The sequence below is a fragment of the Salegentibacter sp. BDJ18 genome (assembly GCF_017579965.1).
Lineage (GTDB): Bacteria > Bacteroidota > Bacteroidia > Flavobacteriales > Flavobacteriaceae > Salegentibacter.
This window is the reverse complement of the sequence record NZ_JAFLQX010000023.1, coordinates 208,233-227,585: the sequence shown is the minus strand read 5'-3', so window position 1 is coordinate 227,585 and position 19,353 is coordinate 208,233. Positions and strand designations below refer to the sequence as shown.

The 19,353-nt window shown below is 37.0% G+C and carries 23 protein-coding genes; 1 reads left to right on the top strand and 22 read right to left on the bottom strand.

What is annotated here, in order from left to right; all coding sequences use genetic code 11:
* Positions 1-592: 592 nt before the first annotated feature.
* The 22 genes from J0871_RS13300 to J0871_RS13195 form a co-directional block, all read right to left on the bottom strand.
* A complete protein-coding gene (locus tag J0871_RS13300; RefSeq protein WP_208225800.1) occupies positions 593-1,846 on the bottom strand; it encodes an MFS transporter in 1,254 nt (417 codons plus the stop codon).
* On the bottom strand, positions 1,846-3,870 hold the full coding sequence (locus J0871_RS13295) for a copper-translocating P-type ATPase (protein WP_243870505.1): 2,025 nt from the start codon (positions 3,868-3,870) through the stop codon (positions 1,846-1,848). Before J0871_RS13295 ends, J0871_RS13300 begins: the two co-directional genes overlap by 1 nt.
* Before the next feature lie 149 nt (positions 3,871-4,019).
* Entirely contained in the window at positions 4,020-4,751 is a 732-nt protein-coding gene (locus tag J0871_RS13290) for a PPK2 family polyphosphate kinase (protein WP_208225798.1), read from the bottom strand.
* A gap of 10 nt (positions 4,752-4,761) precedes the next feature.
* Positions 4,762-5,055 carry a phosphoribosylpyrophosphate synthetase gene (locus J0871_RS13285; protein WP_208225797.1) on the bottom strand — a complete coding sequence of 98 codons (294 nt, stop codon included), beginning with the start codon at positions 5,053-5,055 and terminating at the stop codon, positions 4,762-4,764.
* A 6-nt stretch (positions 5,056-5,061) separates the two neighbouring features.
* Positions 5,062-5,754, bottom strand: a complete 693-nt coding sequence (locus J0871_RS13280) for a hypothetical protein (protein WP_243870498.1) — start codon at positions 5,752-5,754, stop codon at positions 5,062-5,064.
* A gap of 39 nt (positions 5,755-5,793) precedes the next feature.
* Positions 5,794-6,336, bottom strand: coding sequence for an ATP-binding protein (locus tag J0871_RS13275; protein ID WP_127844260.1), 543 nt, complete (start codon positions 6,334-6,336; stop codon positions 5,794-5,796).
* A gap of 18 nt (positions 6,337-6,354) precedes the next feature.
* The gene (locus J0871_RS13270; protein WP_208225796.1) at positions 6,355-7,728 is read right to left on the bottom strand and encodes an MBL fold metallo-hydrolase; all 1,374 of its coding nucleotides are present in this window, start codon (positions 7,726-7,728) and stop codon (positions 6,355-6,357) included.
* A gap of 15 nt (positions 7,729-7,743) precedes the next feature.
* Positions 7,744-7,998 carry a hypothetical protein gene (locus J0871_RS13265; RefSeq protein WP_208225795.1) on the bottom strand — a complete coding sequence of 85 codons (255 nt, stop codon included), beginning with the start codon at positions 7,996-7,998 and terminating at the stop codon, positions 7,744-7,746.
* A gap of 36 nt (positions 7,999-8,034) precedes the next feature.
* The gene (locus J0871_RS13260; RefSeq protein WP_208225794.1) at positions 8,035-8,877 is read right to left on the bottom strand and encodes an ATP cone domain-containing protein; all 843 of its coding nucleotides are present in this window, start codon (positions 8,875-8,877) and stop codon (positions 8,035-8,037) included.
* Positions 8,878-8,879: 2 nt separating this feature from the next.
* Positions 8,880-9,710 (bottom strand): universal stress protein, encoded by an 831-nt coding sequence (locus tag J0871_RS13255; protein ID WP_075327068.1) that lies wholly within the window; start codon positions 9,708-9,710, stop codon positions 8,880-8,882.
* Between the two features lie 32 nt (positions 9,711-9,742).
* Positions 9,743-10,804, bottom strand: coding sequence for a class I fructose-bisphosphate aldolase (locus J0871_RS13250; protein WP_093302924.1), 1,062 nt, complete (start codon positions 10,802-10,804; stop codon positions 9,743-9,745).
* 11 nt (positions 10,805-10,815) lie between these two features.
* Positions 10,816-11,829: a type II glyceraldehyde-3-phosphate dehydrogenase gene (locus J0871_RS13245; RefSeq protein WP_208225793.1), complete on the bottom strand. Its 1,014-nt coding sequence runs from the start codon at positions 11,827-11,829 to the stop codon at positions 10,816-10,818.
* Positions 11,829-12,068 carry a hypothetical protein gene (locus J0871_RS13240; RefSeq protein WP_208225792.1) on the bottom strand — a complete coding sequence of 80 codons (240 nt, stop codon included), beginning with the start codon at positions 12,066-12,068 and terminating at the stop codon, positions 11,829-11,831. The genes J0871_RS13245 and J0871_RS13240 overlap by 1 nt, the downstream gene beginning before the upstream one ends.
* Before the next feature lie 22 nt (positions 12,069-12,090).
* Positions 12,091-13,443, bottom strand: coding sequence for an APC family permease (locus J0871_RS13235; protein WP_208225791.1), 1,353 nt, complete (start codon positions 13,441-13,443; stop codon positions 12,091-12,093).
* A gap of 7 nt (positions 13,444-13,450) precedes the next feature.
* Positions 13,451-14,806: an NAD(P)/FAD-dependent oxidoreductase gene (locus tag J0871_RS13230; protein WP_208225790.1), complete on the bottom strand. Its 1,356-nt coding sequence runs from the start codon at positions 14,804-14,806 to the stop codon at positions 13,451-13,453.
* Positions 14,803-15,264, bottom strand: coding sequence for a universal stress protein (locus J0871_RS13225; protein WP_075327984.1), 462 nt, complete (start codon positions 15,262-15,264; stop codon positions 14,803-14,805). Before J0871_RS13225 ends, J0871_RS13230 begins: the two co-directional genes overlap by 4 nt.
* Before the next feature lie 132 nt (positions 15,265-15,396).
* Positions 15,397-16,215: an ATP-binding protein gene (locus J0871_RS13220; protein WP_037314446.1), complete on the bottom strand. Its 819-nt coding sequence runs from the start codon at positions 16,213-16,215 to the stop codon at positions 15,397-15,399.
* A gap of 94 nt (positions 16,216-16,309) precedes the next feature.
* Positions 16,310-16,585: a DUF5676 family membrane protein gene (locus tag J0871_RS13215; RefSeq protein WP_027884440.1), complete on the bottom strand. Its 276-nt coding sequence runs from the start codon at positions 16,583-16,585 to the stop codon at positions 16,310-16,312.
* A gap of 12 nt (positions 16,586-16,597) precedes the next feature.
* Positions 16,598-16,822, bottom strand: a complete 225-nt coding sequence (locus J0871_RS13210; RefSeq protein WP_027884439.1) for an SHOCT domain-containing protein — start codon at positions 16,820-16,822, stop codon at positions 16,598-16,600.
* Between the two features lie 22 nt (positions 16,823-16,844).
* Positions 16,845-17,057 (bottom strand): heavy metal-associated domain-containing protein, encoded by a 213-nt coding sequence (locus J0871_RS13205; RefSeq protein WP_027884438.1) that lies wholly within the window; start codon positions 17,055-17,057, stop codon positions 16,845-16,847.
* A gap of 10 nt (positions 17,058-17,067) precedes the next feature.
* On the bottom strand, positions 17,068-17,295 hold the full coding sequence (locus J0871_RS13200; RefSeq protein WP_034892122.1) for a hypothetical protein: 228 nt from the start codon (positions 17,293-17,295) through the stop codon (positions 17,068-17,070).
* A 182-nt stretch (positions 17,296-17,477) separates the two neighbouring features.
* On the bottom strand, positions 17,478-18,059 hold the full coding sequence (locus tag J0871_RS13195) for a helix-turn-helix domain-containing protein (RefSeq protein ID WP_027884436.1): 582 nt from the start codon (positions 18,057-18,059) through the stop codon (positions 17,478-17,480).
* An 830-nt stretch (positions 18,060-18,889) separates the two neighbouring features.
* Here J0871_RS13195 and J0871_RS13190 point away from each other — a divergent pair.
* Entirely contained in the window at positions 18,890-19,306 is a 417-nt protein-coding gene (locus J0871_RS13190; RefSeq protein WP_057481156.1) for a hypothetical protein, read from the top strand.
* Positions 19,307-19,353: the final 47 nt, after the last annotated feature.

Sequence of the window (19,353 nt, the reverse complement as noted above, 5' to 3'; positions counted from 1 at the left end):
AATCAAACCTTATGATAACCGGGATAAATATGGTTCCAGAGACCAGACTTGGTTATTTCGTTTTATCAAATATTGTGGTGAAGTGACTACAGAATGAACTTTATATTTTAAATGATATTATTTAGATTATTCTATTGTGCCTATCCCAGATTTTAGACCTATAGAGGGAAATCCCTATTAGTCAATCCCGCTGATACACACCGTAAGGGAAAGGAGCAATACACCAAAAATGACAGGATGGACACTCAGCTCATTAGTCGGAAACTTATAGACGGCCGTCTGGATAGTATTACTATACGTAATATAGAGCGTGAACAATTGCGAAGTCTTTTCCGTCGCTGGATTGAACTGATCCTTATGAAATTGGGGTGATATCATAATATTAATAAATAGCTAAGCTCAAAATAGTAAAAGTTTGTACCACAAAAAAGGTAGGTGGCCAATTAGGATCACATTTTTTAGCAAATGGACGGACTTATTTCACCAATCAGAGTGATGTTGGTGGCGCTCTGGAAATGCCTTAAAAAATTAAATGATTATTAGATAATAAAAATTTAAATATTATTTTTCAGAAACAAGATTATTGCTTTTCTTAGGATACTTTGTTGTCTTGTCCTATTTTAGTTGTTTTACTATTAAAGCTTTTATAAAAATAAAGTAATCCAATAAAGGTAATTATAATGATGCCGGCTATAATGAAGGGATAATAAAACCCACCGGCAATGAGCCAGGTTCCGATGATCGGGCCTAAAATCTGTCCGACACTGTTTGCCGAGGTCTGTACAGAAATATTACTGCCCGCCCTTTCTTTTGAAAGTAAGGAAACGGCTGAAAGTAGGTTAGGGGTTACAATTGCTCCACCAGTGGCGAATGTTACAATCAGTACATAGACATAAATTTCATTGCCGAAAAAAGGAAATGCGATTAGTGAAATGCCTGAAATCAACAATCCGGCTCCAATTTGTTGTTTTGCTGTCAATATTTTCTCTCCATAGGTCGCAAATACAGGTTGTAATACCGCCATTACTATCCCACAGACCATAAAACCAATTCCTATCTGATTACTTGAAAATAGCAACTGATTTTTTCCATAAATTGAAAAAACCGTTTCAAAGAGGGTCACTACAAACTGCATAACAAAAGAGAGCAGTAATAGGACAATAAAGAACCTACTAAAACTAAAATTTAATTTTTGTTTTCCTGAAACAAACCTGCTAACCGGTTTTGTATTCCTAAACGATTTAATCAAAATAACCAATACAGTAAAACCTAAAAGTGCAACCAAAATAAAAGGAACTGAGAACCGGTCCAGATGTAATATCCAAAACGAATATTTAAAGTGTAGGTTAGTTTGGGATAGAAAACTGCCTAAAACAGGTCCAAAAATAACCCCTGAACTTATCGCTACCCCAGACCAAGCCATAATTTTAGTCCTATGTTTTTTAGAAGTGATATCACTGAGAAATGCGTTACTGACAGGAATAACAGCCGAAGTGAATATACCTCCGAGAATACGCGCTATATAGAGCATTGTAAGGGAGGTTGCCAATCCAGTAAGCAGTTGCATTACTATAAACCCAATTAATCCAACAACGATAATGGGCTTACGCCCGTATTTATCGGATAACCTCCCCCAAAGTATAACGAAAAGAAGCTGAAAGAAGGGGTAGATACTCGTTAATAAACCAATATGAAAATTGATCGAATTAGTATCGAGGTTAGCTCCTAAAGCAAGCCTTTCGGTATAGTATGGAAGGATTGGCAATAAAATACCATAACCAAGCATTACCATAAATAAACTCAGCAGGACCAAAAAGATCCTGCCGAGCTTGCTTTTTTTAATCATTATTTTTTTCCGATTTTCTTTTTCAATAATTGAGCATTAATGGCCACTATGATGGTACTCAAACTCATAAGTACAGCTCCAACGGCTGGACCTAAAACAAAACCGGTAGAATAAAGCACTCCGGCAGCCAACGGAATGGCAATAACGTTATACCCCGTCGCCCAAATAAGGTTCTGGATCATTTTATTGTATGTAGCCTTACCGAACAAAATCAAGTTAGCAATATCTTGTGGGTTGCTGTTTACCAAAATAATATCCGCAGTTTCAGCGGCTACGTCTGTGCCAGAACCTACTGCAATACCTACATTGGCTTGAGCCAGAGCCGGTGCATCGTTCACGCCGTCTCCTGTCATTGCCACAAACTCTCCCTTACTTTCCAATTCTTTTACTATTTCCACTTTTTGATGTGGCAAAACTTCGGCGTAGTATCCATCCAAGCCGAGTTTATCGCTAACAGCTTTGGCAGTTCTTTCATTATCACCGGTAGCCATTAAAACTTTTATATTATTCTTTTTAAAGACTTTTATAGCCTCGGCAGATTCTGGTCTTATTTCATCGGCAAGTGCAATATATCCTGCCAGTTTTCCATCAATCAAGACAAAGACGACAGTTTCAGCGGCGTCACTATAGGCATCTTCGGGAATAGTTATTTTTTCATCCCTTAAATAACCAGGACTAACCACTTTTATTTGCTTTCCTTCTACATTTGCTTCCACACCTTTACCCGTAATCGCATTAAAGTTTTCTGGATTTGGGATAGCAACTTTATCTTCTTTTATCTTTTTAATTATTCCAACGGCAATAGGGTGTTCCGAGCTTTGCTCCAAAGCACTCGCCAACCGTAATATTTCCTCTTTCGAAAATTTTTCATTTACAGATTCAATTCTTGTAACCCCAAAATCTCCCTTAGTAAGCGTTCCCGTCTTATCAAATAATAAGGCCGATATTTTTCGGGACTCTTCAAAAGCGGTCCTGTTGCGAATCAACAACCCGTTCTGAGCAGATACAGCTGTTGAAATAGCAACTACTAACGGAATCGCAAGACCTAAAGCGTGCGGACATGCAATAATCATTACGGTTACCATTCTTTCCAATGCATAAACAAATGGAAAGCCCAATATGAGCCAAACCGCTAATGTTCCAAATCCAATTCCCAATGCAACGTAAGTCAACCATTTTGCAGCCCTGTCAGAGAGGTTTTGCATTTTTGATTTAGACTTTTGTGCTTCCTCGACCATAGTGATGACCTTGTTGAGATAGCTGTCCTTTCCGGTATGCTCTACTTTTACTTTTAAACTGCCATTACCGTTTACCGAACCTCCAATTACTTTATCTTTTTTATCTTTTTTTACCGGTTTAGATTCTCCGGTAAGCATGGATTCATTTAGATAACTAGAACCTTCTACTATAATACCATCAGCGGGAACTTTTTCCCCTGGTTTTACAAGTATTACGTCATCTTTCAGTAAATCTTCCAGAGGAATATCTTCAATAGTGTCTCCTTTAACACGATGTGCCTCGGCAGGCATCATGCTTACTAACAGCTGCAAGGCCTTAGAGGCGCCTAGAACGCTTTTCATCTCTATCCAATGACCTACAAGCATAATAGCAATAAGCGTAGCAAGTTCCCAGAAAAAATCGACACCTTCTAAACCAAACACCGTTGCCGAACTATAAAAGTACGCCACGGTAATGGCCATAGAAATAAGGGTCATCATTCCCGGTGCACCTTTTTTAACCTCGGACCAGAATCCGGTAATAAATGGCCAGCCGCCATAGAAATATACTACCGAAGAAAGAGCGAATAAAATGTACTGGTTTCCAGGAAGCAAAAACTCATACCCAATAAAATCTTGTATCATAGGGGAGATGATCAGGATGGGAATGGTCAAGATTAAAGTTACCCAAAACCGTTTTCTAAAATCGGCAATCATCATTTTATGATGGTCGTGCCCGTGTTCTCCGTGCCCTGGATTGTGGCCAGAATGGTCTCCACTGCCGTGGTTCATCTTACTATGATCCATAGCCTTTTCGTGGCCGTGCTTTGTTTTTTCGATATGATGGTCTTTTATCTCTTCTTCTTTTTTTTCTGCATCTATCTTTGTGGAATCTTTCCCTTTGCTTTTATGGCCGTGATTTTTATGGTCTTTGTGATTTTCCATGATTTCTATTTTTAAGTATTAGGATATTTTAGGTTTAGTTTTTTTAAATGCTCCGTAATTATATTGGCAACGCTAAAGTTGCGGTGCCAACGTTTATCTGCGGGTATAATATGCCAGGAAGGTTCATCGCAGTCATTTAATAACATATTGTAGCCAGCTCTATAAGCCTCCCATTTTTTAGCTGCTTTTTTATCATTGGCACTATATTTCCAACGTTTATGAGGTTTTAAAAGTCGTTCTTTTATACGCTGTTTTTGTTCTTCTTTCGAGATATGGAGAAAAAATTTTAGTACATGAATGTTACTCAGTTTAAAATGCTGTTCAAGATGCTTTATGAGTTTACAACGGTGTGCGAGAATCTCTTCTGGAAGGGAATTGTTGAGCCTTGGCATCATTATATCTTCGTAATACGAACGGTTAAAAATTTGAATCATACCCTTTGGTGGAATATGGGGGTAAACACGCCATAAAAAGTCGTGCTTCAACTCTTCCTCGGTCGGTTTTTTAAACGATTTAACCTGAACGCCCTGCGGATTCATACTGCTAAGGGCATGACGAATGGTGCCGTCTTTGCCGGAAGTATCCATGCCCTGTAGGATAATAAGCAAACCAAAACGCCCATCGGCATAAAACATATTCTGAAGTTCAAAAAATTCTTTGCGAAGCTGTGCCAGATTTTTCTTTGCCTCGCCTTTTGAAATCGTTTGGGGTGGTTTGGTTGAAATTTTATCTAAATTTATCATTTTCAAGATTTTATCTTAATTTTTTTCGCATTGCTTCCGTTAGGTTTTCAGCATAGACACCGTAAGCATCTACCAAAAGACCCTTAATGCCGTTTTTAGAAGATATAGCATATAAAATACTATTATCATCGGTACTGCTCATTCCTTCAAAGCGATAGGTTTTATCTACTTTAAAATCTTCTGGCCGGATCTCAATTTTCAGGGAAGGACATTCTAAGCACTCTGGTTTTAAATTGAAATCATAAGGATAGTCGTTTGCTTGTAAGTCATTTATGGCTTCTGAAAGTGTATCGTAATTTGTCATCTGTCTTTATTTATAGTTCATTGTAAAATAGCTCTTATCCTCTTCTGTAAATTCCTGAAAGGTCAATAAACCTTTTTCATTTAATTTTTCGATAACGGTATAATTGAGTTGCTTAATGCGAATTCCCCAGGCATAGGCTTTAATATTAATTTTTGATTTTATAGTGTTTTTCCCATCCTCTAATTTTCGGTCATAAATTTTTATGATGCTTTTGGAACCAAAAAAGTTTAACAAGCCCGAGTCAAAACTCATTTCCAATTTAATATCTTTCAAGTTTTGTAAATCGTAGAGCTTTTTAAAATTTTCAGAAATGGTATTAATTTCGGTTTCTTTTGATTTTGGCTTGGAAAACGGAAAAGCCATTATCATTACATTGGCGTCATCTGGCTCACAACGGTAGGTAGTAGTGTATTTATCGGTTGATTGTTTGTTTTTGTCAAACAATTCTGTAACTATCTTTATTTCATAATATCCATTTTCCTTTATTGTTTCTCCAGCTTCAAAAGTTTGTTTATTGAGAAAATCACCTTCTTTATCAAAATTTTTTCGCACTACATCCCTGCCTGAAATCTGCCCGATAAGCATTTCGTTTTGAGCATTTATACCTGTACAGCCCAAAATAAAATAGAACAATGCTGCCGTGAACATCATAGCTGTGCTATATGTTGTAGGATATTTTCTATTGAATTTTCTAAACATTTTCTTTATAAATTACATTTAGATACTTGATCGTGTATGCTATTCTATGTTTTTTAAAATAAATTCTACCCGTTCAGTTGGTGGCAAAACTGGAACAGAAACAATTGGAAATCCCAAGGAAGTGTAAACATCTATTATTAATTGGTGTATTTTCTTTTGAGCCTCTTCATCCTCAGTACGGGCATAATCTTTGGTGAATGGTAATCGGTCTAAAATGAATATTTTTTTATAGGAAGTGTTTTTAACTGCGGTGAGCAGCTTCTCATCATAATCAAGCTTTAAAAATTGATAGTATGCCATAGCATCTGGAATGGCCCTATCTAAGAAAACCAAGTCTTGGGGCAATATGGAAGCTTCTTGTTCTATTTGCATATCCAAGACCCCTATTTGAAATTTCTTACGATTACTTCTTAATTCTTCAACCGTTTGACCTTCAGTACGCATGGTGTCTATATAGTGCCTTGCATGCTCAATGGTTGTTTTATAACCTCTCTCAGCCAGCATATTAATTACAGTGGTTTTTCCAGTACTAGGTCCGCCGGTAATCACTTGCCAGTTCGTGCTTGCTTTTTTGGTTTGCATTTTTATATGATTAACAAATTATACATTTTCTATACTATATAGCTGTGGGATTTCCGAATCCCATTGATAAGTTTCTTTAATTCCTTTCTGCAATGCTTCCGCACTTTCTTTTTCACCGTGTACTATGAAAATGCGCTCTGGCGTATTTTTTATTTTGCCCATCCATTCTATAAGTTCTTTATGGTCTGCGTGTGCCGAAAGCCCTTCAATTTCTGCAACTTCCATATGAAACGGCACCCATTTTCCGTACACTTTCAATTCCTTATCACCTTCCAATAATTTTCTTCCCCGAGTACCTTCGGCCTGATAACCCACAAAGAGCAAAGTGTTGTTTGAATTTTGTGCTTGGGTTTCGAGATAGTTGAGCATTCTTCCGCCAGTAAGCATTCCGCTTCCTGCAATCACAATTTTTGGTTTGTTATCGGTTCGTAATTCCATAGTTTCCCGATAACTGCTTACGACCGTAAAATGTGAACACATTTCATCACATTCATTCTCATCTAGTCTGTGCCAGTCCCTTGTGCGATGAAACAATTCCAATACACTAGCGCCCATTGGGCTGTCCATTATCATTCGTACTTTTGGGATTTTCTTCTCTTTCAATAATTTCCAAAAAATCACCATCATCAGTTGGGCGCGTTCTACCGAAAAACTTGGAATAAAAAGACTTCCACCTCTATTGATAGTGTCATTGACCAATTTTTCAATCTGCGGAAGTGCTTCTACTTCATCTGGATGAAACCTTCCACCATAGGTTGATTCTATAAATAGTACATTGGCTTTTTTCGGTTTTAACGGTGGATATAATAGTAAATCGTTAGTTCTACCAATATCTCCTGAAAACACAAAACGTTTCCCGTATACATCCAACTCAATGTAAGTGGCACCCAGAATGTGCCCGTTGTATTGGAAACGAACTCTGATACCGTCAAACAATGGAATCCATTGTGCTTGTGGAATACCTTTAAAATGCGGAATGGTTTTTTCTACATCCTTCAAATCGTAAAGTGGTTCGGCAGGACTGTGTTTGGAATAGCCTTCTTTGTTGGCACGTTCTGCTTCCTGTTCCTGAATTTTAGCGCTATCGTTCAAGATGATCGTGGCGATGTCTAATGTGGGATTGGTACCATAGATAGGCCCATTGAATCCTTGCTTGACTAATCGAGGCAGATAGCCCGTGTGGTCTAAATGACCGTGGGTAAGCAAGACCATATCAATTTCCGAAACTTTCACTGGCGGATAGTCCCAGTTTTTAAGGCGTAATTCCTTTAGCCCTTGAAAAAGTCCGCAGTCTATGAGTATTTTTATATCTCCTGTATCCACTAAATATTTTGAGCCGGTTACGGTTCCTGCTGCTCCCAAAAAGTGGATGTTTATTTTATTGGTTTTCATCTTTATAGTATTTTTTTAGTGTCCACCACAGCAGGAAGATGTGTTTCCTTTACCTTGGTTAGATTTGCTCAATTCCACTATTTCTTTATATAGATTACGGGAATCCTTTTTGATAAAAAGAGCCAATTTCCTTATGGATTTAGGTTCAAAGTGTACCATTTCCAGTAATATCTCAAGGGCTTCTTCAAGTAGTTTAGAATCATCTTCCAATGCTTGGTAAAATGGCTCTAAATCGATACTGTCCTTTTCTTTCAGTTCATCTGTTTTCATTTCTTCTATTTTTAAATTAAAAATTTAAATAGTGCTTTAATGAATTCTACATAGTTCTCTTGAATCCTCAAGAATCTTTTTGTGTCTTGATTTTGGCACTCCTACTTGTTCTAAAATTTTTGGTGTTTCGTGAAGCTCTTTGCAGAGCACGATTCCTTTCTCCAATAATTTCATTTTCTCGGCTTTGGTCAGCGTTGTTAAAGCAGTTAAGGGGTGCAAGCCGGACTTGTCTATCCTGTTTTTTAAACCATCGCCCCTTGGGTAATCCCAGCTTGTCAATAATAGCCCAACGCATTTACCATATTGTATAGCATCACTTGTAAATCGGGTGTTGGTATATAAACCTCCTTTGTGAATTTTAGCTTCGTGACCTTTTTGGCGCTCCCATTGTTTTTCTACGTCCAAAAATCTTGAATGGATATAAAGGGGCACTTTAACATTGCAAACCCGCCCTTGATCACTATGGTATTTACATTCAATCATATAATGTTCGTTATCCTGTTGGGCTATCACATCTGTTTCGTGCTGCACGCAATTGCCCTGCACAATCACACCCACCTGTGTTACAAACCCCTCGTGCGTTAATAGTTTGCTCACAAACCTTTCAAATGGAAAGCCCGTTGGGCCCAGCTCCATCAAAGCTTTTTTGAGTTTGTACTTTGAAGCACTTACCCTCGATCTTAATTTTAGCATCTTGAAAGCCAATTGATAGATTTTTTTAGTGGTCATTCCTTCTTCAATCTGCTCTTGCACCTCCTGTGCTATATCTTGAATAAGATCCTCATCTGCCTGTGAACGTCGCAGAGAATTGATGAGTTTGTTTATATCAAAAGCTTCGTACTCGCCGGAATATTTTTTTATTAGGACTGGTTTATTCATTGTTATACCTTAATGGTCATTACCGGCAATTCGGAATGATTGGTTACGCCCTCGGCGATACTTTTGGAGAACAGGCTTAAAAAACCTGTACGGCCACTAGTACACATTGCTATTAAATCGGCATCTTTATATTTCAAAAAATTGTTTATACCTGTTTCTACATCAGGTTCATTATATACATTCATTGAAAAGTTATCCAAATCGGGGAATTTCTTCAAGAATTCCTTGATGGGGTCCAAACCCTGTTCTATACTGTTAAAATCAGTTTGGGTATTAACCCTCAATAAATGAAGATGTGCACCGCACTTTTCCGCAATAGAAATAACCTGCTTAAATGCTTCGCTCACATCTTCCAGAAAATCTGAAACAAAAACAATATTATTAAAAGGAAAAGTTACTTTTTCATCCTTAACCACAATTACAGGGACATCGGCTTTTCTTACAATTTTCTCTACATTGCTTCCCAGTAATTCGCGCACTCCACCTCGGGTGCCGCTGCTTCCTGTAACAATAAAGTCGTGGTGAAAATGACCGGAGTGTTTAAGTATATTTGCCTGTCCGCCATCAAACTCAAGGAACGTCCTGCATTCAAGCTCTTGTTGTTCTGCTTTTTTTTCCAGTGCTCTCAAGGAGGCTTTTGCACTTCCTATTTCTTTTACTGTTTCTGGATATCTTTTTTCTTTTTCCTTATCTAGCTCAACCCAGTTTACGGGGGTGTTAATTAAGTGAAAAAAATGAATTTCTGAATTGTAAAGCTTTGCCATTTCAATTCCGAGTTCCTCTGCTTTCTTGCAGTTTTCTGAAAAGTTTGTAGGTACGAGTATGTTTTTCATGATTTATTGGTTTTAAATTGTTTTCGTTATAATTAAGCTATGGTTATACTATCTTCCAGATATACCTGTTGGACGGAGTGCAGTAACTCAATCCCTCTAATAAAAGGCTTTTGAAATGCTTTTCGACCCATAATCAATCCAGAGCCGCCAGCTCTTTTATTGATTAATGCTGTTGTTACCGCTTCGGTCAAATCTGATTCACCTTTAGAGCCACCGCCGGAATTGATCAATCCTATTTTGCCCATATAGCAATTGGCGACTTGTAATCGACAAAGGTCAATGGGATGTTCTGTGGTAAGGGTTTTATACATTTCATCATCATATTTTCCAAACCCAATTTCCTTAAATCCAAAATTGTTTGTAGGTAATTTTTGTTTGATGATATCTGCCTGTATCGTTACGCCGATATGATTAGCTTGTCCGGTAACGTCGGCGGCAGCGTGATAATCTTTCTTTTCGGTTTTAAAATTTTCATTGCGGGTATAGCACCATAAAATGGTAGCCATTCCTAAACTATGGGCTTCTTCAAAAGCTTCGGCTATTTCCTTTAGCTGTCTATTACTTTCTTCAGAACCAAAATAAATGGTGGCACCCACAGCAACGGCTCCCATATTCCAAGCTGATTTTACTTTTCCGAATAGTGTTTGGTCATATTTGTTTGGGTAGGTAAGCAGTTCATTGTGGTTAATCTTCACGATAAACGGAATTTTATGGGCATATTTTCGTGCGTTTAATCCTAAAACCCCAAAGGTGGAAGCCACTCCATTACATCCTGCTTCTATTGCCAATTTTATAATATTCTCCGGGTCAAAATAATCCGGGTTTTTATAGAATGAAAAAGCAGCACTGTGCTCAATACCCTGGTCTACGGGAAGGATACTTAAATAGCCTGTACCGCCAAGGTTTCCGTGGTTATACAATTGCGAAAGACTTCGCAGTACCTGTGGATTTCTGTTACTTTGAACAAATACCTTATCTATGTTTGCTTTACTGGGGGTTTGCAGTTCATCCTTTGTTATTTTTTCACAAACGTGTTCCAAATAGAAGTCTGCCTTTTCTCCTAAAAGTCCTATTATGTTTTTGCTTATTTTCATCTCGATAGTGTTTAATGGATTCCTAAACTTTCATTTGTTTTGGCGATGGATTTAGCCCCATCTGTTTCAATTCCGGTTAATGCCCTAATAGCATCAATTGTTTCCGGAATTACAATAGCTTGATTATCGACTACATAAGCATAGAAAAGTTCATCGCCATGTACTTTTAGCATATCTTCCCATAGGGCTACTTCGTACATATCGCCCCAAGGCCTTCCCATATCCAAGAACATTTCTTTTATGGTATTGTTGGAAACCAAACCTTGGTCATATTGAATCAATTTGATACGGCTGGACGTTTTAAAAGCATTAAGCACTTCTTCTTTAGAGGCTTGTTTTTTTAACTTCACGTTCCAGTAGTGTAAATGGCTTAAGGTTTGGGGTACCTTTATTGCGGTAGTAATAACATCCAAATCAGGATCTACACTTTTGGCGTCTGGTCCTTGATGGCTCGGAATATCCTTTTCGGGAACCATTGTGTTCATAATCCCGCCTAAATGACTTTCCCAAGGATCTGTAGCTCTTCTCAAGAGTGTCCCTCTGGCATAATCCAATAGATCAGCTTTTTTTAATGCTGTTAAGGTTCTTAAAATAGAGGTGGTGTTGCAGGAAACAACCCTCGTGGCATCTATATTTATAGCCGATTTGTAATTATTTTCGGCACTAAAGGAATGGCCTGTGGTTTCGTGTTTTTCGCCTCCCTGTAAAATAAATTTGATATTTTGTTCTTTATAAATCGCAACATTTTGAACCGCAATTTTTTTAGGGGTACAGTCCACTACAAGGTCTGATTTTTCTAAAAGCTCCTGCATATTGCCTTTTACTGAAATTCCTTCGGACTTCATTTTATCGGCCGCTTCTTGAGTGGCTGCATAAATATCATATTCTTTTCTTACCGCGTTTTGAATGCGCCAGTCGCTAATAACATCACACACGCCTAAAAGTTTCATATCGTCTTGTAGATTGATGGCATCTGCCACTCTTTTTCCAATGACTCCGTATCCTATAACCGCTATACTTTTCATTATTTCTTAACTTTAAGGGTTATCGTTTTTTGGTTATTCTGTAATAGGATTGTCGTTACTATAATCCCTATACTCACTAAGGTCCATAGGATCGCCAGCTTTAGGGTAAAGAGGAAGCCACCGCTTTGAAACAAAGCTTCATCAATGCTCAAAAAGACAAGTACTGGTAGCGGTACCATTGCTATCCGGCTTATCAATTTTTTGCTTTTCATTTTTGTTGTTCTTTTTTTATGTTCCATAATTTTGAGTTTTAAATATTGATTACATTTTTTCTTTTATAGTTTCCTTATCCATTCCCATATGCATATTTCCTTCATCGTCTGTATGCGAAATCATAAAAAGGCGTTCCGCAGCGATTATTAGAATAATCCCAATCGCTGCCACGATAAGCACCAATGGATCGTTTAGGTATTTTATATAAAGAAAGGCCGTGAGTACTGCGACATCCAGTATAATGGCAACCAAGGGGATAATTGGTTTAAAATCAACTTCTTTTTTAAGGTGCCTTACAAGCCCCCAATGAATAGCAATATCCATAATGAGGTAGAAAATAGCGCCGATAGAAGCGATTCTTGTTAAATCGAATAGGACAGTTAGTAATATAGCGAGTGAAACCGTGAATATGAGCGCAGGATTTTTAAAGTTCCCCATCCTTTTTAAAGAAGGCACCTGTTTCATATTGCTGAGCATTGCCAACAAGCGTGAAGAGGAAAAGATACTGGCAATGACCCCAGAAACCGTGGCAATTATAGCAATACCAATAGTAAACCAGGAGCCCCATTCGCCAAAAACAGGTCTTGCTGCGGCCGCAAGGGCATAATCTTTTGCCGCAATAACTTCAGGAATGCTTAAACCTCCGGCAACAGCCAAAGCCAGTGCTACGTAGATGAGCGTACAGATAAGAATAGAAATAATAATAGACCTACCAAGATTTTTATGCGGGTTTTTAATATCGGCCCCTTGGTTCGTGATTGTAGTAAATCCTTTATAGGCAAGGATTGCCAATGCCAATGCAGCCACAAAGCCAAAGCCCTGTGGTAAAGCTTCGGTATTTTGAGGAATATAGCTTCCTGTAATGTCTGCAAATCCAGAAACTATTAAACCTGCAATGGCGAGCAATGCAATACCAAAAACTTTGACAACTGCTGTAAAGGTAGCTGTTGCACCAATAACCTTATTGCCCAGGATATTCACTATATAAGCAATAACAATAAGTCCGACTCCAAGAACAGAGGCATAATTTGCGTAGGAATCTGGAAATAGCCTAAGTGTATAAGCCCCAAAAGTGCCGGCCACCAAACTTTCTGAAACTACCATTGATACGTACATCAGTAAAGAATAAAACCCAGTTGTTGTTCCAGGCCCATAGGATTTGTTAAGGAATTTAACCACACCTCCAGACGACGGAAAAGCATTTGAAAACTTGACATAGGAATATGAACTGAACCCCACCACAACGGCTCCCGCAATAAATGCTATTGGAAATAGATCTCCCACTAATTCAGCTATTTGACCCATTAGGACAAATATGCCAGCACCAATCATTACGCCTGTACCAAGGGATATGGAACCTATTAGGGAAAGCTTATCTTTATTCTCTCTGTTATTCTTCATTTTTAAATTATTTTCCCCTGTTTTTAATCGAAGATTTCGGATTAAAATTTCTAATAATCAGTCGGTTGCTCTTTTCATAAGTGAAATAACTAACCGCCCAATTAAAACCAACCATCAATCTATTTCTAAATCCGCTTATGGACATCAAGTGTACTATGGACCATAGTAACCAGGCGAAATAGCCAGCAAACTTCATTTTTCCCAAGTCGGCTACTGCTTTACGTTTTCCTACGGTTGCCAAAGAACCCTTGTCTTTATATTCGAAAGGTTTTGGTGCCTCGTTCTTAATGATTTTTAATAGTGAATCACCCAACCATTTACCTTGCTGAATAGCTGTCTGTGCTACTTGTGGATGCCCTTTTGGTGTATCTTTAGTAATTATAGCCGCTATATCGCCTATGGCAAAAAAGTTTTCGTAACCTTCTACCATTAAAAATGAGCCAGTTTTTATACGGTTGCCCTTGACCACGTGTTTTTCATCAATACCTTTTGGGAATTGTCCTTTTACGCCAGCCGTCCAGATAAGATTTTTAGCCAAAATGGTCTTACCACTTTTGGTAGTGACTTCGTTGCCGTCATAATTGCTTACAGCTTCATTTAATAATACCTTTACATTCAAATCCTCTAAATATTTGAGGGTTTTCGATGATGCCTTGTCTGACATTGTGCCTAACAACTCATCAATGGCTTCTATTAGATAAATATTCATAATGGAAGAAGGGTACTCTGGGTAATCTTTGGGAAGGATGTATTTGCAAAACTCTGCCAAAGCTCCTGCCATTTCTACGCCTGCTGGACCACCACCTACTATTACAAAATTTGTCAGCGCGTCGCGTTCTTTATCATCACAAGTAATAGCTGCCTGTTCCAAATTTTGCAACATCATATGACGGATGTTGAGGGAATCGCGAATATCCTTCATCCCCAAACTATTTTCGGCCACAGAATCCATCCCAAAGAAATTGGTGGTCGTGCCAGTAGCCAACACTAAATAGTCATAAGAAACACTTCCCTTATTGGTCAATATAGTATTTGAATCAGGTTGAATTTCCTCAACTTCAGCCAAACGAAAGAAAACATTTTTATAGCCATTGATTTGTTTTCTGAATGGAAATACAATACTGTCAGGCTCCAGGGCACTCGTTGCCACTTGATATAATAAAGGCTGAAACTGATGGAAGTTATTTTTATCGAGTAAAACCACTTGAACTTCTTTGTGTTTCAGTTTCTCAACCAATGCCAAACCTGCAAATCCTCCACCAACGATAACCACACGAGGTAATTTAGTATCGGGAAGACATATCTCATCTGTTATCTTACAGGTGGATTCCAACGTAATGCTATGTGTTTGCTTTTCTTTCATTTTTTATTTCTATCTCTTGCAATCAGTACTGAACATTTGGCATTTGTGGTTAAATATTGGGATACTGAGCCCAATACTAAGCGAGAAAAAGCACCGTGACCCTGAGAGCCTACTACAATTAAATCTGCACCCCAATTTTCTGCTTTTTCATTAATAGTACTTTTGGGCAGTCCGCTAACAACACTTGTGGTTATGGTAAGTGCCTTGTTTTCGGCCTTGATTTTATCGGAAGCTTCTGAAACGATTTTGTTTCCCAATTTTTGAGCGTTACTTTTAATTTCTTCTATGTAATTTCCTATCTTGCCGCCCATAGTATGCAATCCCAGACCGGTTGTTTTAGGAAGTTCATAAACATTTATAATATGAATTTCACTATTTGAGGATAAAGTCATTTTCTTAAGCTCGTTAATGGCTACTTCACTAAAATCTGAACCATCTATGGCCAATACAATTTTCATTTTTTTCGTCTTTTTAATCTCTGATTTCGGGTTTAATTCCACTAATTCTGTCCGAATTAGATTTACATGTCAAGCCAAAGAATTTAGTAATCGAATCATTTTGGATATTTCATTTCCAACCTCTCTTATAAACTAGTTGTATTGCATAAGCTTAAGCTTTTTGGTTTTTAAATAATCCACTGTTTCTTTTACCGATAGTGGATACGTAGCATTTCCTGTGCGTACATAAAAAGTGGTGTTTCCTTCATCACTCACATAAACCGGTTCGTTGGAAGGTTCGATATCCACCACGCACACATCTTTCTCATCAATACTGTAGAACGAAATATGGTTGCTGAAACAAGCCTCGTGACCCAATTGTGTAGAGATAATCCTGAACACCGCACGTTCATACCCATCCATGTTTTTATGCTTTAGGGTTTTATAATCTTTTTCCAATCCCAGAACATTTCCGTCGTCATCAACACCAATTATAAGTTTTCCACCCTTGGCATTCATAAAGCCCACAATGGTTTTGGCAATGACCAACTCCAGTTCCCGATTGGTTGTTTTACGGTAATAATCATAGCGTATGGAAGATTTGAATTCCACCCGTTCATTTTCACCGGCCTGGATTAATTCTTCAATATCACGAACAAGCAGCCGCTGTTGTGTGCCAATAATTTCATTTTTCTTTTTCAGGTTTATCCAGAATAAACCTGAAACTATCCCCAAGAATCCTCCCAATAAAGTTAAGAGTCCGCCCATGCCCCGCATATTGAAACTGAAAGATTCCAAAAAACGTTCTTCTAAGACTTGCTGAAACAAGGGGAAAGAGAAGGGCGTATCACTGAACTCAAACCAGTAGATTACCATTGTAAAAGGGTGTACCAGGAAATAAAAAATACCTGCCCCAATAAATAAATGAGTCAAAATGATCTTAATATTTTTATAAGTATTACTGTTTATCATTTTTAGCGGTTTATGAATCTTTGATATAATTATGTTCTAAATTCAAGAGGGCCTTATCTAAACTTTCGATTAAACAATCCTATTTAATGCAAAATCATCTGTTTTTTATTTGGGCATTATAAAATGCCGCAATACACGCTCCAATCAACCAGCCTAAAATGAAGCTTTGCACAATACCAAAAAATGCTTCTAATAGTGGCACGTCCATTCTTATAATATTACTGGTGTCCAGACCGTGTAAAAGGCTGTTGAAAAATATAATCGTTCCTTCCTGTCCTGCTGTAGCCATCACGATCATACAGCCCAAATAAATTAAGGATACTGTTAGACCGAGGGCAAAACCGAATTTTTTTACATTTAATCGATACATAATTTATATGTTTTAAGATTGGTTATCTGATTTTAATAATTTTTTGGATTCTTCAAATTCCTCCTTTGAAATTTCGCCCTTGGCAAACCTGTTTTTTAGGATGTCCAATGGCTTTTCTTTTTTTGGTTTTTGGTATGGGATATCAGTTGGGATAAAGAAAATCCAAATGATAAACGCCATCCAAATAATCCACCATATCAGGTGCATACCTCCGAAACTTCCGTCGTGAAAAAACATAATTTTTGATTTTAAGTTACTTTTATAGTTTTTCAATTGTGTAACCCTCAAGGTTGCTGAGTTGTTTTTGTAATTCATCTACTGAAAGCGTTTCCTTCATAGTGATGATTGTAGCTCCTTTTGGTGCCAGAAAAATTTCTGCCTTTTCAATCTTTGGATGTTCTTCCAATGTCTTTTTGACCCTGCTAATGCAGCCGCCGCAACTAATACCATTAATTTGAAATTTTCGTTTCATAACATAAATTTTAGTGATGTTGTCCTTCTTTTTTTTTATCCTTCTTTTTTAAGTTCTCATTGGACAATCCGTGCGTATGGCTCCCGTGCCGCATGGGCATTAACAAGTGTACTGCGAACATTATTATAATAAATGCAAAAAGCCAGGTGCCACCACCAATTCCAATAGATGGTGCTAAAAAGATGAGTAAAAGCGGCAGTCCACAACCGAGGACCATCCATAACCAGTGATTTTTCATTGTTTTTTATTTTAATTAATGTTTATTCCTCGCCTTTTTAAGACCTGAACTGGCTTATGTTGTAATTGGGGGATTATCAACACAAGCCTTAGGGAGTTCGGGCTTTAGGGTTTTTAATATTATAATTAACACGAAAGCTATCTGTTTTTATGCTACTTCATCTGCATAACTTTCGTTGTTATTTATATAATTTCATCATAGAAATTTCGTTTCCATTTTTCTGTGTTTTTATAGTCGCTCATACTCATTCCCACAATCTCTTTAAACTGTCTTGATAAATGGTTAATGCTACTATAATCCAGCATATATGCCACATCTGAAAAAGAATATTGTTTTAATTGAATAAGTTCTTTTACTTTTTCAATTTTCAGTTTTATAAAGTATTTTTCAATGGTGGTGTTTTCATTTTTAGAAAACAGCCTGCTCAGTATTTTATAATCCCTGTTGAGCGTAGAAGACAAATGTTCTGAAGTATTTGTTTTCAAATGAAGTGGTAACTGAGTAAGCAGTTGGATTAGAATGATTTTTACTTTTTCAACCAGCATTTCCCCTTCACTTTGTACTATTTCAAAATCATTGGAATGAAGTACTTTGGTAACTTTATACGTAACCTCCGTGTTGGTGTTTTTTGAAGATTCAACCAATAGTTTACCTAATTCCAAAGAGAGTACGGTTATTCCCATCTCTTCCAGTTCTTGCGTTATTACTTTTAGACAACGGCTACATACCATATTCTTTATCCAGAATTCTCTCTGTAAATCCATAGTATTAATTATTTATTCTTAGAATGGTATTTATTCTAATAGATTATAAATTTCTGTTTTTCAAATAGTTGAAAGTGTGGTATGCTCAGGATAGAGCGCACCAGTTGTTAGCCTTTGCGTAGTACAGGCCAACATATAAGGTAGGTTGTTTGAAAAAGAACCTACTTAGGATGAAATCAAATTAAATATACCTCGTGGAGTACTTGAAAATCTTTCGGTATGAGGGGTGGGTCATAATCCCTAAAAGGGATTATATTTTGTTCCAACCCTTCGAATAGATTTACGTAAGTGTAAAAAAATGTGTGTAGGAAAATCAGTTTATGATTTTCCATCTCAAATGAAGCTTTTTGAAAGTTATCGCCACTTTCTTTAACTATAGATTTATTAGCACAGCAACCTTTTTTTTCGAACGAACATTTTTTTGAAGGATTGGTCTGAGCCTTCACCGCATTATCACAAACCTGAGCTTTATTTAAAACCGCCATATCCACGAGTTTATCACAGCAGAAATGCATATTCACAGTAAAAGACGATGAAGCAAACATTACTGCAAGTACCAATGAAACAGCTATTATTTTATTAAAGCTTTGCATAATACGAATATAAAAAAAATTAACAAATGTTAACTAATTTTTAATAATGAATTTTTTAGGACTTATTTTTGCCGAACATACTGCAAAAAAGAAAATAAAAATATGATATTTATCATATTTTTAGAAGTTTGATTCTTTTATTTTTGTCGAAAATAGTATAGGAAGTAAAAGTTTAACATAACGAAAAGAATTATTAATGTTTTTATATTTCGTTGTTTTATATATATTTGCAATCTTATGAAATCGTTTTTCCATAAAATATTATCTGTAGCCTTGGCGAGTTTGGTATTTGTTACCACTATGTCGTTTACTGTAAATATGCATTATTGTGGAGATTCATTGGTTGATTTTGCTTTATTTCATAATGCTCAAACCTGTGGTATGGAAAATCAATCATCCCAAAAAAGTTGTGAAGCAGGTTTTTCGGAAAAATCTTGCTGTTCAGATGCACAAATAGTGAATGACGGTCAAGATGATTTAAAAACATCTTACACCAATTTAAGCTTTGAGCATCAAGCCTTTGTTGCTACTTTCTTTTATACTTATATTAATCTTTTTGATGGACTGGATAAGAACATTGTTCCATTTAGAGATTATACACCTCCTTATCTTGTAAGGAACGTACAAAAACTACACGAAACTTATTTAATTTGATTTTAAACAGTTTCCGATAATTATCGGAAAGATTTGCTCTATGGTTA